The sequence below is a fragment of the Fusobacterium perfoetens genome (assembly GCF_021531475.1).
Lineage (GTDB): Bacteria > Fusobacteriota > Fusobacteriia > Fusobacteriales > Fusobacteriaceae > Fusobacterium_B.
Map to the genome: position 1 here is coordinate 21179 of NZ_JADYTX010000008.1, position 18294 is coordinate 39472.

General features: G+C 29.6%; 19 protein-coding genes and 1 riboswitch. Of the genes, 17 read left to right on the plus strand and 2 right to left on the minus strand.

What is annotated here, in order from left to right:
• Nucleotides 1–184 precede the first annotated feature (184 nt).
• The 11 genes from cbiQ to deoC all read left to right on the plus strand — a co-directional run bounded on the left by cbiQ (nucleotide 185) and on the right by deoC (nucleotide 9125).
• Entirely contained in the window at nucleotides 185–1042 is an 858-nt protein-coding gene (cbiQ, locus tag I6E15_RS03130) for a cobalt ECF transporter T component CbiQ (RefSeq protein WP_235244186.1), read from the plus strand.
• Nucleotides 1043–1064: 22 nt separating this feature from the next.
• On the plus strand, nucleotides 1065–1892 hold the full coding sequence (locus I6E15_RS03135; RefSeq protein WP_235244187.1) for an energy-coupling factor ABC transporter ATP-binding protein: 828 nt from the start codon (nucleotides 1065–1067) through the stop codon (nucleotides 1890–1892).
• A 43-nt stretch (nucleotides 1893–1935) separates the two neighbouring features.
• Nucleotides 1936–2658: an energy-coupling factor ABC transporter permease gene (locus I6E15_RS03140; protein ID WP_235244189.1), complete on the plus strand. Its 723-nt coding sequence runs from the start codon at nucleotides 1936–1938 to the stop codon at nucleotides 2656–2658.
• A gap of 9 nt (nucleotides 2659–2667) precedes the next feature.
• On the plus strand, nucleotides 2668–2985 hold the full coding sequence (locus I6E15_RS03145; RefSeq protein ID WP_235244191.1) for an energy-coupling factor ABC transporter substrate-binding protein: 318 nt from the start codon (nucleotides 2668–2670) through the stop codon (nucleotides 2983–2985).
• Between the two features lie 109 nt (nucleotides 2986–3094).
• Complete coding sequence (locus I6E15_RS03150; protein WP_235244192.1) at nucleotides 3095–3838, plus strand: GntR family transcriptional regulator; 744 nt, start codon at nucleotides 3095–3097, stop codon at nucleotides 3836–3838.
• Nucleotides 3839–4041: 203 nt separating this feature from the next.
• Entirely contained in the window at nucleotides 4042–4821 is a 780-nt protein-coding gene (gene udp, locus I6E15_RS03155) for a uridine phosphorylase (RefSeq protein ID WP_177161617.1), read from the plus strand.
• 33 nt (nucleotides 4822–4854) lie between these two features.
• Nucleotides 4855–6081 carry a NupC/NupG family nucleoside CNT transporter gene (locus I6E15_RS03160; RefSeq protein ID WP_235244193.1) on the plus strand — a complete coding sequence of 409 codons (1227 nt, stop codon included), beginning with the start codon at nucleotides 4855–4857 and terminating at the stop codon, nucleotides 6079–6081.
• A 22-nt stretch (nucleotides 6082–6103) separates the two neighbouring features.
• Complete coding sequence (gene cdd / locus I6E15_RS03165; protein ID WP_235244195.1) at nucleotides 6104–6502, plus strand: cytidine deaminase; 399 nt, start codon at nucleotides 6104–6106, stop codon at nucleotides 6500–6502.
• Nucleotides 6503–6513: 11 nt separating this feature from the next.
• On the plus strand, nucleotides 6514–7218 hold the full coding sequence (gene deoD / locus I6E15_RS03170) for a purine-nucleoside phosphorylase (RefSeq protein ID WP_235244197.1): 705 nt from the start codon (nucleotides 6514–6516) through the stop codon (nucleotides 7216–7218).
• Nucleotides 7219–7242: 24 nt separating this feature from the next.
• Entirely contained in the window at nucleotides 7243–8433 is a 1191-nt protein-coding gene (locus I6E15_RS03175; RefSeq protein WP_235244200.1) for a phosphopentomutase, read from the plus strand.
• Between the two features lie 17 nt (nucleotides 8434–8450).
• Nucleotides 8451–9125 (plus strand): deoxyribose-phosphate aldolase, encoded by a 675-nt coding sequence (gene deoC, locus I6E15_RS03180; RefSeq protein WP_235244201.1) that lies wholly within the window; start codon nucleotides 8451–8453, stop codon nucleotides 9123–9125.
• Nucleotides 9126–9175: 50 nt separating this feature from the next.
• Here the strand turns inward: deoC and I6E15_RS03185 are convergent, their stop codons facing one another.
• On the minus strand, nucleotides 9176–10363 hold the full coding sequence (locus I6E15_RS03185) for a M20 metallopeptidase family protein (RefSeq protein ID WP_235244203.1): 1188 nt from the start codon (nucleotides 10361–10363) through the stop codon (nucleotides 9176–9178).
• A 223-nt stretch (nucleotides 10364–10586) separates the two neighbouring features.
• A riboswitch (Lysine riboswitch) is annotated at nucleotides 10587–10758 on the plus strand.
• A gap of 110 nt (nucleotides 10759–10868) precedes the next feature.
• Here I6E15_RS03185 and I6E15_RS03190 point away from each other — a divergent pair.
• Genes I6E15_RS03190 through I6E15_RS03215 form a run of 6 tightly spaced genes read left to right on the plus strand, consistent with a single transcriptional unit; the run spans nucleotide 10869 to nucleotide 16563 of the window.
• Nucleotides 10869–12071, plus strand: a complete 1203-nt coding sequence (locus I6E15_RS03190; protein ID WP_177161595.1) for an aspartate kinase — start codon at nucleotides 10869–10871, stop codon at nucleotides 12069–12071.
• A 19-nt stretch (nucleotides 12072–12090) separates the two neighbouring features.
• Nucleotides 12091–13086, plus strand: coding sequence for an aspartate-semialdehyde dehydrogenase (locus I6E15_RS03195; RefSeq protein ID WP_235244204.1), 996 nt, complete (start codon nucleotides 12091–12093; stop codon nucleotides 13084–13086).
• Nucleotides 13087–13095: 9 nt separating this feature from the next.
• Nucleotides 13096–13983, plus strand: coding sequence for a 4-hydroxy-tetrahydrodipicolinate synthase (dapA, locus tag I6E15_RS03200; RefSeq protein WP_235244205.1), 888 nt, complete (start codon nucleotides 13096–13098; stop codon nucleotides 13981–13983).
• Nucleotides 13974–14678, plus strand: a complete 705-nt coding sequence (dapB, locus tag I6E15_RS03205; protein WP_235244206.1) for a 4-hydroxy-tetrahydrodipicolinate reductase — start codon at nucleotides 13974–13976, stop codon at nucleotides 14676–14678. The genes dapA and dapB overlap by 10 nt, the downstream gene beginning before the upstream one ends.
• A 10-nt stretch (nucleotides 14679–14688) precedes the next feature.
• Nucleotides 14689–15393 carry a 2,3,4,5-tetrahydropyridine-2,6-dicarboxylate N-acetyltransferase gene (gene dapD / locus I6E15_RS03210; RefSeq protein WP_235244207.1) on the plus strand — a complete coding sequence of 235 codons (705 nt, stop codon included), beginning with the start codon at nucleotides 14689–14691 and terminating at the stop codon, nucleotides 15391–15393.
• Nucleotides 15394–15420: 27 nt separating this feature from the next.
• Nucleotides 15421–16563 (plus strand): pyridoxal phosphate-dependent aminotransferase, encoded by a 1143-nt coding sequence (locus tag I6E15_RS03215; RefSeq protein WP_235244208.1) that lies wholly within the window; start codon nucleotides 15421–15423, stop codon nucleotides 16561–16563.
• A 71-nt stretch (nucleotides 16564–16634) separates the two neighbouring features.
• Here I6E15_RS03215 and I6E15_RS03220 read toward each other — a convergent pair whose 3' ends face one another.
• On the minus strand, nucleotides 16635–18284 hold the full coding sequence (locus I6E15_RS03220) for an FAD-binding protein (RefSeq protein WP_235244209.1): 1650 nt from the start codon (nucleotides 18282–18284) through the stop codon (nucleotides 16635–16637).
• Nucleotides 18285–18294: the final 10 nt, after the last annotated feature.

Here is an 18294-nt window from a genome sequence, read left to right on the forward strand (position 1 = left end):
GTACAGGCTTACCCCTACTGTGTTTATAGATTTTTCTATATTAAGTCAGGTCGCATAATATTAACCATATTTTTGGGTGGGGAAATATGGGAATTATCATATTTAGAGAATTATTTTAGATATGAAATTTTTATAATGCACACAATTCTTATGGGTTGTGTGCTTTTATTTTGGAGATAGTTGAATGAAAATATCTGTATTTATATTAATAATAATTTTTTTATCTATTTTTTTTGTAAGAAGAAAAAAGAAAGAATTTTATAAAAAAGATGATGAAAAAACATTAGAATATTATAGCTATAATTCAAAAATAAATAGTTGGAATCCCCACTTAAAATTTTGGTATTCAATGGTGTTGATAGTTTTAGGAATAATTTTATCAAATATTTATATATCAATTTCAATTGTTTTTATCTGTGGTTTTATTATAATATTTCTTGGGAAAATCTCTTTAAAAAAATATATAGATTTTTTTAAAGTTCCAATAATTTTTTTATTAATTAGTGTGGCTGTAATAAATATAAATTTTTCAAAAAATATAACTGGCTTTTATTATTTTAATATTGGAGATTTATATATTTATACAACTGATGAAAATATCAAGAAAAGTTGTATTTTATTTTGGAGAGCTTTAAGTGGAGTGAGTTCAATGTATATGTTGGCACTTTCAACACCTCTGAATGAGATTATCTATGTGATGAAAAAAGTAAGAACTCCCAAAATAATTATAGAACTTATGTATTTGGTATATAGATTTATTTTTATTATGAGAGATAGTTATAAAAGTATGAGAAAATCTATTGAATCTAGACTTGGATTTAGAGATTATAGAATATCTTTATTATCTTTTGGAAAAATCATATCAAATATTTTGATTGTATCTTTGAGAAAGTCAAACTTTTTTTATGATTCTATGGAGTCGAGATGCTATAGAGGGGAGATAATATTTTTTATAAAAGAAAAAAGAATAAATAAAAAAGTTATTATTGGAATGGGACTATCCATTATTTATTTGATAGTTTTATATATTTTTATTAAATAAAATTTTGATTGGAATGGTATCTATGGAAGAAAAAATTATAAAAATAGAGGGATTAAAATTTTCTTATGAAAAGGGAAAAGAGATATTAAAAGGGATAGATGTTGAAATAAAAAAAGGGGAAAAAATAGCGGTTTTAGGAAATAACGGCTCTGGAAAAACTACTTTTTTTATGAATCTAAATGGAGTTTATCTATTTGATGAGGGAAATATTTATCTAAAAGGCAGAAAAATAGAAAAAAATAAAAAAGATTTGAATTATTTGAGAGAAAATATTGGGATAGTTTTCCAAAATCCTGATAATCAAATAATAGGATCTACTGTGTATGAAGAGTTATCCTTTGGACTTATAAATCTAGGACTTTCTAAAAAAGAAATAGGAGAGAGAATAGAAGAAATATCTCAAAAATTAAATTTAAAAAAATACTTAGACACTCCTCCTCATTATTTAAGTGGTGGAGAGAAAAAAAGAGTATGTATAGGAGATATTGTGGCTATGAATCCAGAAATAATAATCTTTGATGAGCCTACTGCTGAACTTGATCAATTAAATGTAAAAATTTTAGAAGAGATTTTAAATGATTTATCTATAGAGAAAAAAACGATAATCCTATCAACTCATGATATAGATTTTGCTTTTAGATTTGCAGATAGGATTTTGGTATTTTCAGATGGAGAGATAATAGGAGATGGAACATCAGAGGAGATATTTAAAAATACAGAACTTTTAAAAAAGGCTAATCTAAAAAAACCAATTGTATTTGAAATCTATGAAGAACTTTTGAAAAAAAATATTATAAAGAATTGTGGAAATATCCCAAGGACTGTTGATCACTTGAAAAAAATTATATAAAAAACTGAAGTATTTTATTTTAAATCTAAAAAAGGAGAAAAAAATGAAAAAAATAAAAATGATGAAGTTATTACCAATATTTATGGTAATGATGTTTTCAACTGCTAATGCAATGCACATTATGGAAGGATATTTACCTGTAAAATTTAGTATAGGTTGGATAGTTGCTTCACTACCATTTGTATTATTAGGAATGAAATCAATAAAAACAAAGCTTAATGAAAATCCAAGAAATATAACTTTAATAGCTATGGCAGGAGCTTTTATCTTTGTTATTTCATCACTTAAAATACCATCAGTGACAGGAAGTTGTTCTCATATGACAGGGACAGGGCTTGGAGCAATTTTATTTGGACCACTAGCTGTAAGTGTTTTAGGATTAATAGTTTTACTTTTCCAAGCTCTTTTATTAGCTCATGGAGGAATCACAAGCATAGGAGCAAATACTTTTTCAATGTGTATAGCAGGACCAATTGTTAGTTTTTTAATTTATAAACTTTGTATAAAAATGAAATTAAGTAGAAGAGTTGGAATATTTTTGGGAGCCATGCTTGGAGATATAATTACTTACTGTGTAACAAGCATACAACTTGCAATGGCTTTTCCATCTCAAGATGGTGGAGTAATGGTATCAGCTGTTAAATTTTTAGGAGTTTTTGCACCAACACAACTTCCACTAGCAATAATTGAGGGAATATTAACCGTTATTATTATGATTGGTTTAGAAAAATATGCAAGAAAAGAATTAAGAAATATAGGATTTTAGGAGGAAAAAATGAGTAAGGATAAAAAATTAGTTATTAGTTTATTAATAGTTGTAATGCTTATGGCAATAACACCGATATTTGTTTTAAAAGATGCAGAGTTTGGTGGTTCTGATGATGCTGGAAGTGTTATGATAGAAAGTATTCAAGAAGGATATGAACCTTGGTTTACTCCAGTTTTAGAAAATTCTATAGGGGGAGAATTACCAGGGGAAGTTGAAAGTTTATTTTTCTGCTTACAAACTGCCATTGGTGTAGGAGTACTTGCTTTTTGTATGGGACGTATGTATGAAAGAAAAAAACTAGGAAAAGAGGAAGAAGATTTATAAGAAATATTTTATTAATTTTAGACAACTGAAAAGTTTTCTTCTTGAAATAACCTTTTAATTGATGTATAATAGAACTTGTACTAAAAAATATGTAAAAGGTGTGTTATTTATGGAAGAAAAATTAGATGTATTTAATAGTGGAAATAAAAAGTTGCCAAGATGTGTAGCTGTTTATGATAAACTTTTTGAGATGATAAAAGAGGGGGAGTTTTCAAGAATAACTCAACTGCCATCTGAACCAGAGCTAGCAAAAATAATGGGAGTTAGTAGAATGACTCTTAGACAAGCTCTATCACTTTTGCAAGAAGATGGAATAGTAAAAAATATCAGAGGAAAAGGAAATTTTATAACAAGAACAGAAGTCTTTAGTGAAAAGGGTTTAGAAATTTTAGACCACCCTCTTTATACAAGTATTACTGAAAAAATAGATAGTGTTGAACTTGAATTTAAATTAGAGCCATCAACAGAATATACAAATAAAATATTAGAGAGAAAATCTCCTGTCGTAGTTTTTGTAGATAGATGGTACAAATCTCAAGATAAGATTGTAGCTTATACATTATCTATTATTCCAATAGAAACTATTGTAGAAAAATCAATTGACTTAAATGAAAAAGAAAATCTTATAAAATTTTTAGAAAAAGAAGTTTATGAAGAGGCTACTCATTCATCTATAAAACTTAATTTCTCATCTGCAGGGAACTTTTCTTCTATGAAAAATATATCAGACAGTAAGAAATTTTATCTTTTGGGAGAAACTTTATATTATAAAAATAAATATCCAGTTCTTCATAACAAACATTATATTCCAATAGAATATGGAAATATAATAATAGAGAGAAAAAGAAAATAAAAAATTAGGAAAGAAGATTTGAAAAAATCTTCTTTTTTGTTTGTAAACTCAGAATATAATTTAAAATCAGTACAAAAACTTCTGTAAAGACAATAAGAAATCAAAAAAAATATTGACATATAAAGGTTTCTTATGCTATTATTAAAATATAGACAAGTTATTAGACAAGAATAAAAATAATAAACAAGTAGATGGAGGTTTTTATGAAATACGCAGAAGAAGGATTACAATATCACATAGGTTTAAGAAATGGAGATGTAGGAAAATATGTAATATTACCTGGAGATCCAAAACGTTGTGCAAAAATAGCAAAATATTTTGATGATGCAAAATTAGTAGCAGATAACAGAGAATATGTAACATACACAGGATATTTAGACGGAGTAAAAGTAAGCGTTACTTCAACTGGAATTGGAGGACCTTCTGCGTCAATAGCTCTTGAAGAATTAGTAAACTGTGGAGCAGATACTTTCTTAAGAGTTGGTACTTGTGGAGGAATGCAAACTGAAATAATGGGTGGAGACTTAGTAATTGCAACTGGTGCCATAAGAATGGAAGGAACTAGTAAAGAATATGCGCCAATAGAATATCCAGCAGTAGCAAATTTAGATATAACAAATGCTTTAGTACAAGCAGCTAAAACTTTAAAAGAAACTTATCATGTTGGAGTTGTTCAATGTAAAGATGCTTTCTATGGTCAACACGCACCTTCAACAAAACCAGTAAGTTATGAATTAGAAAATAAATGGGAAGCTTGGATAAGAATGGGTTGTAAAGCTTCTGAAATGGAATCAGCAGCACTATTTATAGTTGGAGATTATTTAAAAGTTCGTGTAGGTTCATCATTCTTAGTAGTGGCAAACCAAGAAAGAGAAAAATTAGGTCTTGATAACCCAGTTGTTCACGACACAGATAAAGCTATAAGACTAACAATAGAAGCAATTCGTAATTTAATAAAAGCTGACCAAGCGGAAGCTAAATAATTTTGAGATTAGATTTAGGAGAAGATAAGATAGATGAAAACTGTTATAATAAGTATTTTAGGTATAGTTATTGTTTTAGCAGCAATGGTATTAATATCAAAAGATAGAAAGGCTATAAAAAAAGAGATAGTAATAAAAGCTTTAATAGGACAATTTATAATTGCATTTTTATTAGTAAAGTTTCCATTAGGAAAATTTGTAGTATCAAAAGTTTCTGACGTAGTAACACAAGTTTTAGACTATGGAAAAAATGGAATAGGATTTGTATTTGGTAGTCTTGGAATGGCTTCAGCTCCAACAGGATTTATATTTGCAACACAAGTTTTAGGAAATATTATATTCCTATCATCTTTAGTTGGTGGATTATATTATCTTGGAGTTTTAGGTTGTATAGTAAAAGTTATAGGAAAAGGAGTTGGAAAAGTTTTAGGAACTTCTCACGTTGAAAGTTTTGTTGCAGTGGCAAATATGTTCCTTGGACAAACTGACAGTCCAATCCTTGTTAGTAAATATCTAAGACTTATGACTGATAGCGAAGTAATGGTTGTTTTAGTTTCAGGAATGGGAAGTATGTCAGCAACAATTATTGGTGGATATGTAGCTCTTGGTATTCCGATGGAACATCTTTTAATAGCTTGTACTCTTGTACCATTAGGAAGTATAGCTGTATCAAAAATAATTTATCCAGAAACAGAAGTTGCAAAAGAAATATCAGAAGTAAAAATGGATAATAAAGCTGGAAATGAAAATCTTATAGAAGCAGTTACCGAGGGAGCTATGAATGGAATGAGCTCAGCTTTAGCAATAGGAGCATCTTTAATTGCTATAATAGGTCTTGTGGCTTTACTTAATGGAATTCTTTCAGGAATTGGAGCAATGTTTGGATTTAATGGACTTACTCTTGAGAAAGTATTCGCCTATGTATTTTCACCGTTAGGATTTATAATGGGACTTTCAGGAGATGAGGTTTTACTAGCAGGTCAACTTTTAGGAAGTAAATTAGTTTTAAATGAGTTTGTTGCTTTCCAAGAGCTTGGAAATGTAATCCAAACTTTAAATCCAAGAACAGCTTTACTTCTATCAATCTCTCTTGCAGGATTTGCTAATATCTCTAGTATGGGAATTTGTATAGCAGGTATATCAGCTCTTTGTCCTGAAAAGAAAAATGTATTATCAAGACTTGTATTTAAAGCAATGATAGGTGGATTTGTAGTAAGTCTTTTAAGTGCTATTATTGTAGGAGTTATTACAGCTTTTTAATAAAAAATATAAAGGTGATAAAATGGAAAAATATAAAGATATTTTAGATAAAGCTTATGAAGCAATGGATAACGCTTACGCTCCATATTCAAACTTTCACGTTGGAGCTTGCGTCAAAACAAAAGATGGAAAATATTTTATAGGCGCTAATATAGAAAATGCTTCTTATGGACTTACAAATTGTGCTGAAAGGAATGCTATTTTCCAAACATATTCACAAGGTTATCGTCAAGATGATATAGAAGCTCTTGCAATAGTAGGACAAGGAAATACTTTAATAACACCTTGTGGAGCTTGTAGACAAGTTTTAGTAGAACTTTTAAAAAGAGATACTCCAATTGTTCTTGGAACTGGAGAAAAAGTATTAGTAACAAATATTGAAGAATTAATGCCAATGGCTTTTACAAACGAAGCGTTATAGGAGGAAAAAATATGCCAACACCACATAATCAAGCAAAAGTAGGAGATATTGCAAAAAATGTTTTAATGCCTGGAGATCCATTAAGAGCAAAATTTATAGCAGAAACATTCTTAACTAATGTAAGACTTGTTAACTCTGTAAGAAATATGCTTGCTTTTACAGGAGAGTATAAAGGAAAAGAAATAACAGTTATGGCATCAGGAATGGGAATGCCATCAATAGGAATTTATTCATATGAATTATATTCACAATATGGAGTTGAAAATATAGTTCGTGTTGGTTCAGCAGGAGCTTATGCAGCTGATTTAGATATTTATGATGTTGTTTTAGCTGATAGTGCTTGGAGTCAATCAACATTTGCAAAAACTCAAAATGGATATTCAGAAGATAAAACTTATCCAAGTGAAGAGCTAAATAATAAAATAATTGAAACAGCTAAAAGATTAGAGATGCCACTTCATGTTAGAACTATTCATTCAAGTGATGTTTTCTATACAGAAGAAAGTGTTTATGAAGAAATAAGAGATAAACATAATTGTGCTTGTGTAGAGATGGAAAGCTTTGCACTTTTCCACAATGCAAAAGTTTTAGGAAAAAATGCAGCTTGTCTTCTTACAATCTCTGATTCATTTACATCTAGTAAACAAACTACACCAGAAGAAAGACAGACAGCTTTTGTTAATATGATGAAAATTGCCCTTGAAACTTTCTGTTAATTTTGAAAGAGAAGGAGAATTAAAATGAAAAAATATAAAAGAATATTTACAATAGTAGTAGATTCTTTAGGAATTGGAGCTATGGAAGATTCTTATAAATTTGGAGATATTGGTGTTGATACTTTAGGACATATATCAGAGTCAGTTGAGAATTTTAATATACCAAATCTTCAAAAACTTGGCCTTGCTAATCTTCATCCAATGAAAAATGTAAATTCTATTGAAAAACCATTAGGTTATTATATGGAAATGGAAGAAACAAGTGTTGGGAAAGATACAATGACAGGACATTGGGAAATGATGGGACTTAATATTGATAAACCTTTTCAAACTTTTACAGATACAGGTTTCCCAAAAGAGTTGATTGAGGAACTTGAAAAAAGGACAGGTCATAAAGTTATAGGAAATAAAAGTGCCAGTGGTACAGAGATTTTAGATGAGTTAGCTGAAGAAGAAATTAGAACTGGGAATATGATAGTTTATACTTCTGCTGATTCTGTTCTTCAAATCTGTGGAAATGAGGAAACTTTTGGACTTGATGAACTTTATAGATGTTGTGAAATTGCTAGAGAACTTACATTGAAAGATGAATGGAAAGTTGGAAGAATTATTGCAAGACCTTATGTAGGAAAGAAAAAAGGTGAATTTAAAAGAACAAGTAATCGTCATGACTATGCACTAAAACCTTATGGAAGAACAGCTTTAAATGCCTTAAAAGATAATGGATTTGATGTCATCTCTGTTGGAAAAATAAATGATATTTTTGATACAGAGGGAATAACAGAGGCTCATAAATCAAAAAGTTCTGTTCATGGAATGGAACAAACTATTGAGATAGCAGAGAAAGATTTTACAGGACTTTGCTACGTAAACTTAGTTGACTTTGATGCTCTTTGGGGGCACAGAAGAGATCCTATCGGTTATGCTAATGAATTAGAAAAATTTGACAAAAATCTTGGAGTATTACTTGAAAAACTAAAGGAAGATGATCTTTTAATAATTACAGCTGACCATGGAAATGATCCTACTTATACAGGAACAGATCATACAAGAGAAAAAGTTCCATTTATTGCTTATTCTCCATCAATGAAAAATAGTGGAGAATTAGAGAGTGTTTCTACTTTTGCAGTAATTGGGGCTACAATAGCTGATAACTTTGATGTAAAAATGCCAGAAAATACAATAGGAACATCAGTTCTTAATAAATTAATATAGGTTTAAGGAGATAAAAAATGGATAGAGAAAAAATACTTTCTGCTGTTGACCATACATTACTAGGACAAACAGCTACTTGGGAAGATATAAAAGAAATATTAGACGATTCTATAAAATATAACGCAGCTTCAGCTTGTATACCTACTTATTATGTAAAACCAGCTAAAGAATATGTAGGAGATAAACTACCTATTTGTACAGTAATTGGTTTCCCAAATGGATATAGCACAACAGCAACAAAAGTTTTTGAAACTAAAGATGCTATTGAAAATGGAGCTAGCGAAATTGATATGGTTATCAATGTAGGAATGTTAAAAGATAAAAAATATGATTTAATAGAAGATGAAATCAGACAAATACACAAAGCTTGTAATGGAAATATATTAAAAGTAATAATTGAAACTTGTCTTTTAACTGAAGACGAAAAAATAAAAATGTGTGAAATTGTTACTAAATCAGGAGCTGAATATATAAAAACTTCAACAGGATTTTCAACAGGAGGAGCTACTTTTGACGATATAGCTCTTATGAAAAAATATGTTGGAGAAAATGTAAAAATAAAAGCAGCTGGAGGAATTTCATCTTTTGATGATGCTGAAAAATTTATGGAACTTGGAGCAGATAGACTTGGAACAAGCAGACTTGTAAAAATAGCAAAAACAAATGCTCCAGTAAATGACAACTCATATTAATAAACAAAAGGGGATATTGTAATTTTTATTACATATCCCCTATTTTAGATCTATCTATTTTTTAAGAATTCATAAGCTTTAAAAATATTTAAAACTTGCATTTTTATTCCAAGAGGAATAGAAGTTTCATCTATTTTAAACTTATCATTATGAAGAGGTTCACAAGCATTTAATTCTTCATTACCAGTTCCTAATAAGAAAAATGCTCCAGGAACTTTTTCTAAATAATATGCAAAATCTTCAGCTCCCATTTCAGATTTAGGTATATTTATGACATTTTCTTTAGAAAGCAATTCTTCTCCAGAAGATTTGATTATATCAACAAAGGAGTCGTGGTTAATAAGAGCGTCATAACTATCTCTAAAATTAACTTCTGCACAAGCTCCATAACCTTTTGCAACGAACTCAGCCATCTCTTTAATTCTTGTTTTGGCAAAAACTCTCATATCTTGTGAAAGAGTACGAATAGTTCCTGTAAGAGTAACTTCATTAGCTACAATATTTTCTTTGGTTCCTCCATTTATAGTTCCAAAAGTAATAACCAAAGAATCTCTAGAATCTGTATTTCTTGAAACAATAGATTGAATAGAACTAACTACTTGGCAAGCAGTAACAATGGCATCTACTCCATCACTTGGAAAAGCTCCATGAGTGCTTTTTCCAATAATTTTTATATTTACAGTGGTAGAAGCAGCAAACATTGGTCCGTATTTTACACCAATTTTTCCAACATGAAGAGAAGGATGAACGTGAAGTCCAAATATTGCATCAACATTATCTAAAACTCCATCATTGATCATAGGTAAAGCTCCTCCAGTGGTTTCCTCTGCTGGTTGGAAAATAAGTCTTACATTACAAGGCAGCTTTTCTTTTATTGTTGATAAGACTTTTACTACTCCAAGTAGAACAGAACAATGTACATCGTGTCCACAAGCGTGCATTTTTCCAATATGTTCTGACTTAAAAGGGCAATCTGAATTTTCAAGAATAGGTAAAGCATCAATATCAGCTCTTAAGGCGATAGTTTTAGTTGTATCTTTTCCAATAAAATCAGCAACTATTCCACTTTTTCCGATATTTGTCTTATAATTGACACCAAGTTCATCTAGAATAGTTGTAATGTATTTTGTAGTTTTAGGTAAATCAAAATCAAGTTCAGGAATTTTGTGAAGTTCTCTTCTATTATTTATGAACCATTCGCTATTTATATCTATATTTTTTAAAATATTTTCTATCATAAGAGTCCTCCTAAATAATTTATTTATTAAAAATTATAACAAAAAAATTTTTTTAAAACAAATAAAAAATTAGGAAAGAAAAATATTTTTTAGAAATAAAGTTAATAAAAGATAAAGAATAAAAAGAAATTATCCGTAAGTATATATAAATTAAACATATAGTATATAAAATATATATTTTTATTTTTTTAGTTTTTGTTATAAAATGACCGCAATAAAATAAAAAACGGATTGAGGAGCGATTGACAATAGTAATTATATGGAGTTACCTAACGCTGATATATAATGAAAGGGGAGATTGCCGAAACCTAAAAGTAAGGGTGGTGCTTTTTGGTTGGGTTTATGGATAATATCTGTAAAACTGTCATTGGTAACAATGTTGTGCTTTCTGTTGAGTAATTTATTCATTCTTTACATATTCTTAAATGGAAATTATGAAAATATTAACCAACAGATAGGTCTGTTGGCTTTTTTATTTTAAAAATTAAAAAGGAGAGATATTTTTATGAGAGTAGTATTAAAATATGGTGGTTCAAGTGTTGCCACTATTGAAAAAATCAAAGCGATTGCAGAATATGTAGTGAATCTTAAAAAAACAAAATATGATGATGTAATAGTAGTTGCCTCTGCAATGGGAAAAACAACAAATGCTCTTATAGCTATGGCAAAAGAGATAACTTCTTCTCCAAGTCAAAGAGAGTTAGACTCACTTCTTTCTACTGGAGAACAACAAACAGTATCTTTACTTTCAATGGCTATAAATTCTATGGGACAAAAAGCTGTATCACTTACAGGATATCAAGCTAATGTAAAAACAGTGGGAGTTCATACAAAAAGTAAAATTAAAAGGATAGATACAGAAAGAATAGAAGAATATCTAAAAGATGATAATGTAGTTATTGTAGCTGGATTCCAAGGAATAAATGATCATGGAGATATCACAACTTTAGGAAGAGGGGGATCAGATACAAGTGCTGTGGCTTTAGCTGCATCTTTAAATTGTGAATGTAGAATTTATACAGATGTTGAGGGAATATATAGTGTAGACCCAAGACTTTATAAAAATGCAAAATTTTTAGATAAAATCTCTTATGAAGAGATGATGGAAATGGCAAACTTAGGTGCTGGAGTAATGGAAACAAGAGCAGTAGAAATTGGAAAAAAATATAATATTCCTATATTTGTTGGAAAAACTTTAAGCGAAACAGGGGGGACTTGGATAATGGATATGAACGATATTTTAGAAGATAAATTAGTAACAGGAATAAGTGTAACAAGGGAGATAATAGTAACAACACTATCTCAAATAGAATATTCTAGTGAAAGAATAGCAAAAATATTTACAATAATAAATGAAGTTGGATTAAATATAAATATGATTTCTCAAAATGTAACTAATGATGGAAAAGCAAAAATATCATTTAGTTGTGTAGAGGGAGAAAGATATTTACTAGAACAAGCAATTACAAAAATAAAACAAGATATAGAATGTGAATTAGATTATAAAGATGATATGGCAATGCTTTCAATAGTTGGAGTTGGAATGATAAATAACTCTGGAGTTTCTGGAAAATTTTTCTCTGCTCTAAGCAAAGCAGGTGTAAATTTTTATCAAGTAACAACATCAGAAATAAGTGTTTCTTGTAGTATAGGAAGAAATGATATAAATAAAGCTGTTGATGTAGTAGCAAGAGAATTTAATCTATAATTTTTGGAGAGGAAATAAAATGAGAGTAGCAATAGTAGGAGCAACAGGATTAGTAGGAAGTACATTTTTAAAAGTTTTAGAAGAAAGAGATTTAGGAATAACTGAGTTATACCTTTTTGCATCAGCTAGAAGTGCTGGTAAAAAAATAAATTTTAGAGGAAATGAATATACAGTAGAAGAATTAACTGAAACAAGTTTTGATAGAGGAATAGATGTAGCATTATTCTCAGCAGGTGGAGATATAAGTAAAAAATTTGCACCAATTGCAGCATCAAAAGGGTGTCTAGTAGTAGATAACTCTTCAGCTTGGAGAATGGATCCAGAAGTTCCTTTAGTAGTTCCTGAAGTAAATAAAGACGCAGCTTTTGGAAATCATGGAATAATAGCAAATCCAAACTGTTCAACAATTCAATGTATGGCACCACTTAAAGCGTTAGCTAATAAATATGGTTTAAGAAGAGTAATATATAATACTTATCAAGCTGTATCTGGTACAGGTCAAAAAGGTGTAGAGGATTTACAAAATGGTTTAAAAGGGTTAGAACCAAAAGTATATCCACATCAAATAGTAAACAACTGTTTACCACATATAGATTCTTTCTTAGATAATGGATATACAAAAGAAGAGATAAAAATGATAAACGAAACTAGAAAAATATTAGAATTACCAGAACTTCCAGTAACAGCTACTTGTGTAAGAGTACCAGTTATAAACTCTCACTCAGTATCAATTACAGCAGAACTTGCAAGTCCATTTGATATAGAAGATGTAAAAAAAGTTATTGGAGAATTTGAGGGAGTAGTTTTAGTAGATAATCCTAAAAATAATGAATATCCATTAGCAACAGATGCAACAGGACAAGATAAAGTATTTGTAGGAAGAATTAGAAGAGATTTTAGTACAGAAAATAGTGTAAACCTTTGGACAGTTGCTGATAATATAAGAAAGGGAGCAGCAACAAACGCAGTTCAAATAGCTGAACTTTTTAGAGATATAAAAAATAAATTGGCTTAAGGAGGAAATATGTCAATATTTGTTGGTTCAGGAGTAGCTCTTGTAACTCCTTTTGATAAAAGTGGAAATGTAGATTATGAAAAATTAGGTGAACTTTTAGAGTTTCATGTAGAAAATAAAACAGATGCAATCGTTATAGTTGGTACAACTGGTGAAGCATCTACAATGACTGAATCTGAAAAATTATCTGTTATAAAATATACAGTTGAGAAAATAGATAAAAGGATACCAGTTATTGCAGGAACAGGTTCTAATTGTACAGCAGGAGCTTTAGATTTTAGTAAAAAAGTAGAAAAACTAGGAGTTGACGGATTTTTAGTAGTAACTCCATATTATAATAAAGGAAATGAAAGAGGAATCTATGAACATTATAAAATGATAGCTGAAAATGTAAATCTTCCAATTATTTTATACAATGTTCCCGGAAGAACAGGAGTAAATCTTTCAGTGTCACTTGTAAAAAAATTAGCACAACTTAAAAATGTAGTGGCTATAAAAGAGGCAAGTGGAAATATCTCTTATGCAGCAGAGATAGCTAGACTTGTGCCAGAACTTGATATATATTCTGGAAATGATGATATGACAGTGCCAATTTTATCCCTTGGTGGAAAAGGTGTAATATCTGTATCAGCAAATATTATCCCAGAAGTTATTCATAATATGGTAATGGCTTTCTTAAATGATAATCCAAAAGAAGCTTGTAGATTACAACTTGGATATAATGAACTTTCTAACGGAATGTTTATAGAAACAAATCCAGTACCAGTAAAAGAAGCTATGAACTATCTTGGATATGAAGTTGGAGGTTGCAGATTACCATTAGGAGAGATGTATGAGGAAAATATTTCAAAATTACACTCAATTATTGATAGACATGAGGTAAAAAGATGGAAATAATTATACATGGAACAGGAGCTATGGGAAATGTTGTAAAAAATCTAGCTTCTGAAGATGAAAATTTAAAAGTAACAGGATTTGCTGATGAATTAACTAATGAAACTGGAGATGTGATAATAGATTTTTCACATTTTTCAAGGTTAGATACATTACTTGATTATGCAAATTCAAAAAAAATACCATTAGTTATAGCAACTACTGGATATTCAGATAAGATTTATGATAAAATAGTAAAGGTTTCAAAAAATATTCCAATACTTCTATCATCTAATATGTCTTTAGGTGTAAATCTTATGCAAGATATCTTAGAAAAAATAGTTCCTATTCTTTATGGAAATTATGATATAGAACTTATAGAAAAACATCATAATAAAAAAGTTGATTCTCCGAGCGGAACAGCAAAAACTATCTTAGATGTAATCGAAAAAGGTTGCGATGAAAAAATGGAAAGAGTTTATGGTAGAGAGGGAATCAAGAAAAGAGAGAAAAATGAAATAGGAGTTCATGTTGTTAGAGGTGGAACAATAGTTGGAGAACATTCTGTAATGTTCTGTGGAAATGATGAAATTATAGAGATAAAACATACAGCTCTTTCTAAAAAAATATTTGGAATGGGAGCTTTGCAAGCTGGAAAATTTTTAGCAAAACAAAAGCCAGGACTTTACGGAATGAAAGATATATTTAATAATTTATAGTGGAGGAAAAATGAACGGAGTAAATACAGCAGAAGAGATAATAGCTTTTATAAAAAATTCTACAAAAAAAACACCAGTGAAAGCATATATAAATGGAGTTTTAAATAATTTAGAAACTAGTGCAAAAGTTTTTAAAGGAGATGGTTCATATATAATCATTGGTGAATCAACAGAAATAGAAAAAATATTAGAAAATAATAAAGAAACTATAACAGATGTTTATTTAGAAAATGATAGAAGAAATTCTGGTGTACCTATGCTAGATATAAGAAATATCAATGCTAGAATAGAACCAGGAGCAATCATAAGAGATAAAGTAACTATTGGAGATAATGCTGTTATAATGATGGGAGCTGTAATAAATATAGGTTCAGTTATTGGGGACGGAACTATGATAGATATGGGAGCAGTTCTTGGAGGAAGAGCAACAGTTGGTAAAAATTGTCACATTGGAGCAGGAGCAGTTTTAGCAGGTGTTGTAGAGCCACCTTCAGCAACTCCAGTTATAGTAGAAGATGGAGTTTTAATAGGAGCTAATGCTGTTGTTATCGAAGGAGTAAGAATCGGTAAAGGAGCAGTAGTTGGAGCAGGAGCAGTAGTTACTCAAGATGTTCCAGCAGGAGCGGTTGTAACAGGAAATCCTGCAAAAATAATAAAAATGGTAGATGAAAAAACTTTAGGTAAGACACAGCTGGTGGACGACTTAAGGAAATAGTTTTTTAGAAATAAATAGGAGGAATTTATGGAGATTAACCAAAATATAGCAAAAGTTCAATATTCTTTAATAAGACTTTTGAACGAGGAGGCTAGAAAATTTGAAGATTCAATAGACTTAACTATTGGAGAACCTGACATTGCTACAGAAAAGGGGATAGTAGAAGATGCTTGTGAATATGCTATGACTCACAAACTTGGATATCCACCAACAGGGGGAGGACCAAAATTAAGAGGAATATTAGCAGATTATTATAACGATAAATATGGGTCTTCTTACCAAGCTGATAATGTAATAGTAAATGTTGGAGCCTCTGAGGCTATTTGTTCTTGTTTTAGAGCTTTACTTAATATTGATGATGAGGTAATAGTATTCACACCATTTTATGCTGGGTATCTTCCAATGATACAAATGGCTTATGCTAAACCAGTATTTGTGGATATTTCTAAAACAGATTTTACAGTTACTCCAGAACTACTTGAAAAATATATTACTGATAAAACAAAGATAATTTTATTCTGTAACCCTTGTAACCCATCTGGGAATGTAATGGGAAGAGAGGAAATAGAAAATATAGCAAACTATTTAGCTAATAAAGATATATTTATCGTATCAGACGAAATATATAGTGAACTTTCATTTGGAGAATTTACTTCATTTGCAAGTTTCCCACAAATTCAAGATAAATTAATAATTATAAACGGATTTTCAAAATCTCACTCAATGACTGGTTGGAGGGTTGGATATACTATATTCCCTCTTGAATATAGAAAACCACTTCTTAATACAACTCTTTTCACATTGAGCTCACCAATGGCTGTATCTCTTGCTGCTGCAGAATCAGCTATAACAAAATATAGAGATAGATCTCATGTAAGAAAAATCTATCAAGAAAGAGCTGAGTTCATGTATGAAAAACTTGTAGAACTTGGATTCAAAGTTGTAAAACCTAAAGGAGCTTTCTATATTTTTGCAGATTACACAGATATATCTGACTTAAACTCTTTTGATTTTGCAATGGACGTATTAAAAGAAGTACAAGTTGCTTTAGTGCCAGGAATTTCTTTTGGAAGTGAGGGATATTTTAGAATATCTTTAGTTTCTGATATTCCAAGACTTGCTGAGGCAGCTGAAAGACTAAAAAAATATGTAGAAAATCATAAAAAATAAATATAATTAAAATAAAAAGGATTGATATCTTGTAGTGAGATTTCAATCCTTTTTTGTAGGGTATTTTAAATTTATTTTAGGTATTCTTTTTCTAAAATAAATTCATTATTTTTTCTTGAAATTATAATTTTGTAAGTTTTATCTAAAGTATATGGAAAATCCTCTCTATAATGAGCTCCACGGCTTTCCTCTCTTGTCAACATACTTTTTATAAGCATTTTACTTAATTGAAGCCTTAAATATGTTTCTATGGAATTAGAATCTAAATTTTCTTTTATATTATATTGATTTCTTAAAAGTTCAATTGATTTTAATCCATCTTCAAGAGAAGTTTTAGTTCTTTTTATACCAGCACATTTTGTTGTTATAGATTTTAAATTTTCTAAAACTTTAGAAGTTGAAAGTTTATTAACTTTATCATTTAAAGAAATTTCTTCTAGCCAACTGTTAAACTTTTCTTCAAAATCTTCTTTTGAATAAATTTTATTTTTATAATTTTCTAGATAAATATTTGCATCATCAACAGCTCTTTTTCCAAAAACTAAAGCTCCACCAACAGAGTTTCCTCCAAGTCTATTTGCCCCCTCAATAGCTGAAGAAAGTTCTCCTATAGCATATAATCCATCAACATCAGTTTTTCCATTTTCATTGACTTTTATACCACCATTACAGCTATGAGCAAAAGGAGAAATAACAACTTCATCACGACACATATCTATTCCCATTGTATTTTTTAACCAATCAAGATAAACTCTATAAAATTCCCCCTCATCTTTATATAAATCTTCAGAATATTTTAAAATCACTCCTTGATTTTTTTCATCATCGAACTCAACCATTTTTAAATCAATAAGATGACTTTTAAAATCAAAACTGAAAGGAGCATAACCACTTCTCTCTATCCAAAGATCTTTATATTCTGGTGAGTTCACTCCGTCTAAAATAAGTTTTTTATCAAGAGAATACATACCTAAGCAATATTTTGCTGTATGTTCTCCAAATAGAGTATTATATTTAGGTTTTAAAAATGCTGGGATAAATTGGATAAACTCCATATTTTGAGCTTTTGCACCAGCATCTAATGCCACTATATGTCCAGTTCCAGTTATCTCTTCAGGATATAATTTATGTTTAAAATTCCCTGCCACTCCACCAGTTGCCATTATAACAACTGGTGAATTTATAGCAAAGAACTTTTTATCTTTTTGGAAGACAGCTCCCATAATTTTATCATTATCTTTTAAAATTTTTAAGATAGATGAATCTTCAATAATCTCTAAATTTTCTAATTTTCCAAATATTTCTTTTGCCTTTTGACGAGCTTTATCCCAATCTTTTATAAGATAGATATTTCTTGGATATTTAGCAAAACAAGCTGGTCTTTTATCATTTCTTAACCAAGGTTCAAAACCGATTTCTTCAAGAGAAGAGATTGAATCACAAATATCTTCAATATATGTGTTTATCATATGAGGATTTTCCATTTTATTTCCAATTTTTGAAATATCTTCATAAAATAATTCTTTGTCTTTTTCTCCGTCTGTTCCTTGTATACCCAAAGTTCCTTTTAATGGAAAATAACTAGCTCCACCACAAAATTTACCATTTGTAACAAGGCAAACTTTTTTTCCTTTAGAGATAGCTTTTTTTGTTGCAACGAGACCTCCAATACCAGTTCCCACTACTAAAATATCGCAGTTTAAAACAAAATCTAAATTCATTTTTCCTCCC